Annotated in this window: 5 protein-coding genes; 2 read left to right on the forward strand and 3 right to left on the reverse strand. The window is 60.9% G+C overall.

The window, feature by feature from the left end; all coding sequences use genetic code 11:
- Nucleotides 1-45 precede the first annotated feature (45 nt).
- Both BSP239C_RS20050 and BSP239C_RS20055 read right to left on the reverse strand, forming a co-directional pair.
- Nucleotides 46-3,069 (reverse strand): hypothetical protein, encoded by a 3,024-nt coding sequence (locus BSP239C_RS20050; protein ID WP_101575062.1) that lies wholly within the window; start codon nucleotides 3,067-3,069, stop codon nucleotides 46-48.
- Between the two features lie 40 nt (nucleotides 3,070-3,109).
- A complete protein-coding gene (locus BSP239C_RS20055; RefSeq protein ID WP_101575063.1) occupies nucleotides 3,110-3,784 on the reverse strand; it encodes a hypothetical protein in 675 nt (224 codons plus the stop codon).
- 1,531 nt (nucleotides 3,785-5,315) lie between these two features.
- Between BSP239C_RS20055 and BSP239C_RS20860 the strand changes: the two genes are divergently transcribed.
- Nucleotides 5,316-6,401 carry a ParA family protein gene (locus BSP239C_RS20860; protein ID WP_180959123.1) on the forward strand — a complete coding sequence of 362 codons (1,086 nt, stop codon included), beginning with the start codon at nucleotides 5,316-5,318 and terminating at the stop codon, nucleotides 6,399-6,401.
- Nucleotides 6,394-6,810, forward strand: a complete 417-nt coding sequence (locus BSP239C_RS20865) for a hypothetical protein (protein ID WP_180959124.1) — start codon at nucleotides 6,394-6,396, stop codon at nucleotides 6,808-6,810. Before BSP239C_RS20860 ends, BSP239C_RS20865 begins: the two co-directional genes overlap by 8 nt.
- On the opposite strand, the gene BSP239C_RS20065 is transcribed toward BSP239C_RS20865, so the two are convergent.
- On the reverse strand, nucleotides 6,744-6,921 hold a 178-nt coding region (locus BSP239C_RS20065), incomplete at its 5' end, for a transposase (RefSeq protein ID WP_145997517.1). The two genes, BSP239C_RS20865 and BSP239C_RS20065, sit on opposite strands and share 67 nt — an antisense overlap.

Below are 6,921 nucleotides of genomic sequence, written 5' to 3' on the forward strand. Positions count from 1 at the left end.
CATCATTCCCGATCGGTGCTGACGGTGTGGACAGAGTCGAGATACTCATGGTGGTTGTTCCTGAACTCGCCCTGCGAAGGCGGACTTGCTATGAACCGGTGGACTCAACTCACCCTGACACGCAGGGATGCACTGGCACGTCTCCTGACCGGCTGGGACCACCGCGGTGATTCGTGCGCGTTCGCTGATGGGGCGGTAGAGGATTGTGCCATCGGACGCCGCCATTGGAGACCAGCCCACTGAGCGCATGAGCGTGACGATGTCGGCGCGCAGGCCACGGTCGCTGACCTTGATTGCCTCATCCTCCGCGCTGGGCAGTTTCAGATCAGGCAGGCCGGCAATGCGCAGGGAGCAGGCGACGAAGCCATGCAGAAATGCCAGGCGGTCATGGATGGGTCCATAAACGAGTTCGTCAGCAAGAGTCTCACCGCTGGTGGCTTTCCCGGCCACCGACTCTGCCGTTTGCACACCGGCAGCGAACGACGAAGAGTTCGCCGACCAGGCCCTGACGTCGGGGGTGATTGCCGCCAACGTCATTCCGGGCCCGAGCTCGGCTGTCGTGACTGATTGGGTGACAACCTGGCCCTCATTGATCAGCGACTCGGCATAGGCCGTGAGCACTTCCCCAATCGGGTAGATGGTATCGATACGAGAGCCTGTGGCACGGATGGTCGGCTCACCCAATTCCGCCTCGGCTTCAGGACAGAGCGCAATCAGATCATCGTGGGTGATCGTCTCGGCACTCAACGCGATCGGTGACAGTGCTACCTGATCAAGGATCGGCTGAATGTCAGCGGTTCGGTATCCGGGTCCGAAATCGGCGGAAGCATCGTCACTGACGAGTGGCATCGAGGGGATGCGTGCTTGGTCGATGACATCGGCGACGAGGGCGTTGGGCAGCTGGTAATGCTCAGCGATGTCAGTGATCCGGCCTGCCTGACCTGATGACAATGCCGCAGCTTTGGTGGCAAGTTCGAAGGCCTCAGACCCAAGCTCGGCCATGATCGGTGCACGAGCGGGTCCGGGGGCAATCGTGGAGAAGACATGGCGGTCGGAGGCTCGGAGCGTACGACCATCGGAGAGGTAGACATCAAAGACCTCGGCCGTGTGGCGGGCTGATTTCGAGCGAATGGCTGTCGCCTGCCCATTTGACCCGAAGACGGTGTCCCCAGGGGCCAAGTCAGCGACTCGCGCCAAACCGGTCTCTGACGTCGAATGAGGGACCGGAATGTAGCTATCGACAGGCAGGGCCTTGCCCGACCGAGCAGCACCGACCAGGTAGAGCGGCACGTGAGGGCGCTTGGGCATACACGGGCGCAGAGCCGACGCCATCATGAGCGCGCCGATGCGGCTGTCCTTCCACGGGGTGTTGACCAGGAAGAGATCGAAGACCTTTTCCATGCTCTCACGCACGAAGTCACGGTACTCGTCATCGGTGAGGTTGGGGTCTCTCAGCTTCACTCCCAGGCCGGAGACGTTGGGCAGTTCATCCTCGGTCACGCCGGGCAGTGCACCGGATTCGACATTGTCGGGTTCGATGACCTGGTCACCGATGACGAAGGTCGGCCAGTTCGGCGTCGTCGACGGCACCCAACCCATGCGAGACCAGCGTTCAAAGTGCTGAACCTCGTCACGGCGGGCCGCTTTCATCTCGCGCAGCCACTTCTCGCCTTCATTGCGTGGCGGCCATTCGGCCAGAGTCAGGATGTCTGAGGGTACTGAGGCGCCCTGTCGTCCCCAGTCTTGAGGCAATGCTTCGAGGATCGACATCGGTGCAGTCATCTGAGCGTGATTATGCCCGGCAGTGGACTCGTCGGCGTCGAGGGCTCCCGATTCGGTTCCATCGAGGTAGCCGAGCTCGACGACAACTTCACGGCGGTCGGCCTCCACATTCGATGCCCCAGCGATTGACCACGAGTCCTCTTCATCGACCGTCGGCTGGCGGTAGACGGAGGTGCGCATCAGCCTGGCGCCGATACCGACGATGTCGACCCACCGGGCTGGTGACATCTCGTCAGCGGGATAGCACTTCTGCAACGCCGTCGTGGACTCGTTCATGCGGTGCTGACCGACGAATGCCTCAATGTCCTTCTGCGGTGGATCGGGAACCGTGTCAGTGAGCATCGCCGGCAGGTCATCGAAAGTGCCGTGCTCGGCGAAGAAGTCGTCGAGACCGACCTTATCCTCATCATGGGCAACCGGGACTGAGGCGAGGTCGACGAGGAGAACCTTGTCATCAGACATGCGACGAGAGCGCTTGAGGAACTCCATGAGCTTCGTCGTCTGGTCCCACACGTCACGATTGACACCGAGGTCACCGTCGAAAGCCAGCCAAGCGGTCGAGTCTTTGAGCCTCAGGACCGTCCACTCGGGGTTGGACTTCCAGTTGTAGACACCAGCGATGGACACGATGAGCAGCCGGTCCTCGGCAGGCACCGTCTCCAGCATGTCGTGGATCGCCTGGTCGGGGTTGGCCGAGTGGGTGGCGACTTTGAGGTCATCCGCGCTGAAGCCTTGCGACCTCAGGTAAGCAGTCAAGGTGGAATCACCCTTGATGATGCCTTCTGTGAAGAGCACGTTAGCCGGGTTCTTCAGGTAAGAGTTCGGTGTCGACGGGTGAACATCGAGGACTGTCTGGGTGCCCGAATCGAAGACGTACTTGAGTCTCTTGCCCTGGTCGTTTTTCTTCGGATTCGATGGACGGTACTGGTGGGCGATGCCGCTGGGCCGGTGCGAGGGGTCAAATGCGCGGCGCTCGGCGACTGAGTCGAGTGCGTAGTTGGGCAGGTAGAGCAGGTCGGCGTTGTTGGCATGACCGCGCACAGCGTTCTTCGTCTTCGAAGTGCCACTGCCGTAGGTCGAGGCGAGGAAGTCGTTGAAGTCAGTCGACCCTGACACCATCGCCTTGTAACCACGAGCAACCGCGACAAGCGGGGATACGCGAGACTTGTGCAGCTTCGCAGTGGCAGGGTAGAGCGGATCGCCGACGGTGGCGTAGTCCGAAATATCCCAAGCCTCTAGTGGCTGGTGGTACTGGACGGTCGATTGCTGAGAATTGTTTGCACGCATACTTCATCTATGCGCCGACCCCAGCGATGTGTCGAAACCCCTAGAACTCGTCTTCGATGGGGACGTAGGCCATGTTCGAGAACTTCTCGCGTTGAACCAGAACGTCCATCGCCTCCAATGGCTCGTCATAGCCCTTGATGATGGAGGTGGCATTGGTGGCAGCCTGAATGATGGCCGTGGTGGGGAACGTATCCCCGTGGCCTGCGTACTGTCGGCGCCTGCCGACCGCCCATCGCAGAGCGCCATCTCCGACGGAGAAGAGGTACTCACCGTCTGGTGCCGCCGCGTCGGCGAGGACGTTCGCCGTCGTCAACCATCCGCGAGGGCCAGCAACCAAGACTTTGGCCGAGTCGTCGCTGATCTCGTCGGAGAAGAAGGACAGGTCCATGTCTGTGTCGATGTCATCGCGTACCGGTGGGGTGAGGTCGACGACGTCACGCCATGAGCCAAATCGAGGCGTCGAAGAGTTGCGTGCTTGTGAGCTCAACGGCGGAGTCACAAGCGGGTACCGGGTTGACCAAGGGTCGGCATCGGGCAATGTTCGCATGATCGCTGACACGCATCCGGCGTACCAGAACAATGCCCAAGCTGGATACCTGACCGCGGAGTCCTTTGCCTGGCCGTCGATTTCAATACGCTGCGACAGCGAAAACAGCGGTTCGACAAACGAGATCGCGTAGCGGGCGGCCTGTTCAGTCTCAGGCGGATGAAGCACGTGCGGATTGAAACGCTGAATTAGCTCACTTGGTTGCGCCACAGCGGGTCCTCTCTGCCGGGCGAACCCATCTGGCAACGGTACTGAACATAACCGAAATCACTCTCCCATGTTGTGAGTCTTCGACACACCCACACCTTCAACGCATAGAGAGGGTGTGAGTAAAACAACGCGAATCGGTGTAGCTAACCTGCCTGGCCTTGAAGATGTTCTTGCCGAAGCAGGCTACCACGTGATCTCTGGCCAGAGATTCCGCGATGCTGCCCTGAATATCAAGAAGGCTATGACGAGTCAGGCACCTCCTAGCGTCGTCCTCGTTGGCGACTTCAATCAGGTCGGGCTCAAGGCTTGGGCTGAGAAGCTCTCGCAAGAAACGACCTTACGAGCAATCACCACCTCGTCCGGTGGCGCTTTCGCCGATCACCCAACTGTGAACACGGTTTCCGCGCCCACTGATGTGTGGGACGTTCTCGATTCCTTGGGCATTGACACCCCCAATTCGTCGTCGCCCGTCATCGATTCTAACGGCATCGCCCAGGTAGTCGAGGTAGGCACGTCGACACGTATGCAAGCGATGAACGGGGCAGATGCACTTGGTGACAATGCTCCCCATATGGCACACGGGGGTGTGCCGGATGAGACGCGGACGAAGAACGATCCGACTCCGACCGTCGAAGCCCCATCGCGACAGGATGCCAGGCCGCAGCCGCCCACCGACCCATGGTCCAATCCCTCGGGCCAAGTGTCCCAAGTCGAATCACACCGCCGTCCCACAACCGAAGCGGAGCCAACTGCTCATGCTGGACCCGACCCATGGGGACGCAACGAGCCGGTGTCCCAAGAACGGACGGAGCCATCACCACAATCGACCCAACAGTCGACTCCTGAACCGCCCGCCAGACAGCAGTTCGCCCCGATTAATCAGGGTGGACCAGCGGGCGTGGGACAGACCGTGGGCCAGCCGGCCGCCGAACCTGGACCACCCTGGGACACCGCTGAATCATCCGCCGACCCAGTGCCGACCCAACCCCAGGCAGGACAACCGGTCCAGCGACAGTCGCCAGTGGGGCCCGCCATGGGCCAGCTCCCGACCCACCGGGGTCAGGGGGATTCGACCCAGCCCTCCGAACAGGAACAGTCATCGAGGAGTAACGACGTGAGGTATGACGACTACCCAGCCCCACCTCCCCCACAGCAGCCGCTCCAAGCGATCCCTGCTTTTGAGGCCAACCCGCCGACCCAACCGATGCCTCGGCTCCAGGAAGGACAGCAGAACTTTCAGCAGGGCGATCACCCTCAATCTGGACCGCAGGCCCCGGCCCATCAGCAGCCACCAGTTCAGCAGTATCAGCAGCAAGCTCCCCCGACTGTGCCCAATTCGGGAGGCGAGTGGTGGCCGAGTGCAGGCCAGCAGACCACCGTGAGTCAGCCGATGGGTCAGTGGGCGAGCCCGGCACCGCCGCCCGAAGTACCGGCACCAGCTCAGCAACCCACATGGGCTACTCAGCCATCGGCACCAAGCTCATCACGGATGCCCAATCAGTGGTCGAGCAACGACAGCTACCAGGCAACGTCCCAGGGACTCGATCAGTTCGGCGACGTCTTCGACCAGGCCATCTCCGACTACTCCCCCGACTATGCCCCCGGCCGCACACCGTTCTCTGATGCATTCGCCTCGGTGCTCATCATCGGTGCAGGCAAAGGTGGCGTCGGCAAGACATCATTGTCGATCGCTACCGCCCAGCGCGCAGCCCTGGCTGGGTACAAGGTCATTCTCATTGACTCCAACCGTGGCCAGGCCGGAACAGGTATTCGCCTCCGGTTGCGCAAGTCGAATCTGCCGACGATCGCTGATGCCGCACATTCGGGCAACATGGCCGATGCCCTCGTGACGCCAAAACAGATCAACCAGGTCCGAAGTGGCGCCAACCTCGAAGAGATCAAGTTCGGTGTCATCCAAGCCCCGCCACCGTCGCAGGCGTCTCGTCGACTGGTCACGAACGAGCTCTACGCCAAGGCGATTGCCTTCGCCAAACAGAAGGCCGACCTCGTCATCATCGATACTCAGATCGCCGAAGCGATGGCCGCAGCCGATGACACCATCTACCGCGAGGTCCTCGTGCCGACTCTGCGAGCCAATGATCCCAACTCACCAACAGCCATGCTCATGCTCACCGAACACGGTCGGGAGTCCTACAACCATCTCGGTGATCGGGTGCTAGAGCTTCATAAGGCCGGCGTCCAGCGCAATCGAGTCATGATGCTGCTCAACACGGCGCCACCCGAACAGCCGATGACGAATCTCAAACAGCTCGGCTTCGATGACTATGGCGAGTGGGTCGGCGTCGTCGACTACGACCCACGCCTGATGCAGACCTTCAACTCCGGGCGCACAGGTGCCGAGCTCGACGGCCTGTCGTCCGTCCTTGACCACTTGCTCTTTCGAGTCACCAACGACAATGAAGCCTTCCCGTCTGCCCCGGCTGGACTCGACGGTGCCAGGCGCGTGGCCGCAGTGCCCACTCGTCGAGGCAATCGTGAACAGGAGGCACAGAAGAAGACGAACCGAAAGGGATTCTTCGCCCGTCTCTTCTCCCGTAGGCGTGATGATGACTGACACTGACATCACGACAGTGCATCAGGACTTCATCGCTGAGGACGGCGACCGAGCCCACCGTTGGATCCGCCGTATCACCAGCTACATCGAGGCGATCGTACGGTCTAAAGACGCACAGATGATTCCGACCCAAACGCTGGCCTCCGACATCAGCCTCGTCTCACTCCCGGTCTGGTTGTGGGTCGAAGCTGACCCCAAGATCGTCGGCCGCAAAGCAACCTTCAGGCCGGGCGAGACGAACCGTCCGCTTTTACCGATTCGAGTGCAGTGGCACGGCGGAACCGTGCAAGCACTAGGTGAAGGTGTGCACGATTTGCGGTGGACCGTAGAGGGTATGGGGGCTCATCGTAATCGAGAGTGTAAAACCGGTCTGAAACCACCGGACTCAAGTAGGCACCTCGCGATGTAATGAGTCAGGTTGCGAAACCCGAGTGCCGATCCTCGAAGGTGCTCGAGCCGACCATTGATCGATTCGGTGGGCCCATTCGACGTTCCTGGCCTCGTGAAGAACGCCAACACA

This window comes from Brevibacterium sp. 239c (assembly GCF_900169365.1).
Taxonomy (GTDB): Bacteria; Actinomycetota; Actinomycetes; order Actinomycetales; family Brevibacteriaceae; genus Brevibacterium.

Excerpts from the sequence above, each read along its gene's own strand:
- BSP239C_RS20865 (WP_180959124.1), top strand. The coding sequence starts at position 6,394 with ATGACTGACACTGACATCACGACAGTGCATCAGGACTTCATCGCTGAG.
- BSP239C_RS20860 (WP_180959123.1), top strand. The coding sequence starts at position 5,316 with ATGCCCAATCAGTGGTCGAGCAACGACAGCTACCAGGCAACGTCCCAG.
- BSP239C_RS20050 (WP_101575062.1), bottom strand. The coding sequence starts at position 3,069 with ATGCGTGCAAACAATTCTCAGCAATCGACCGTCCAGTACCACCAGCCA.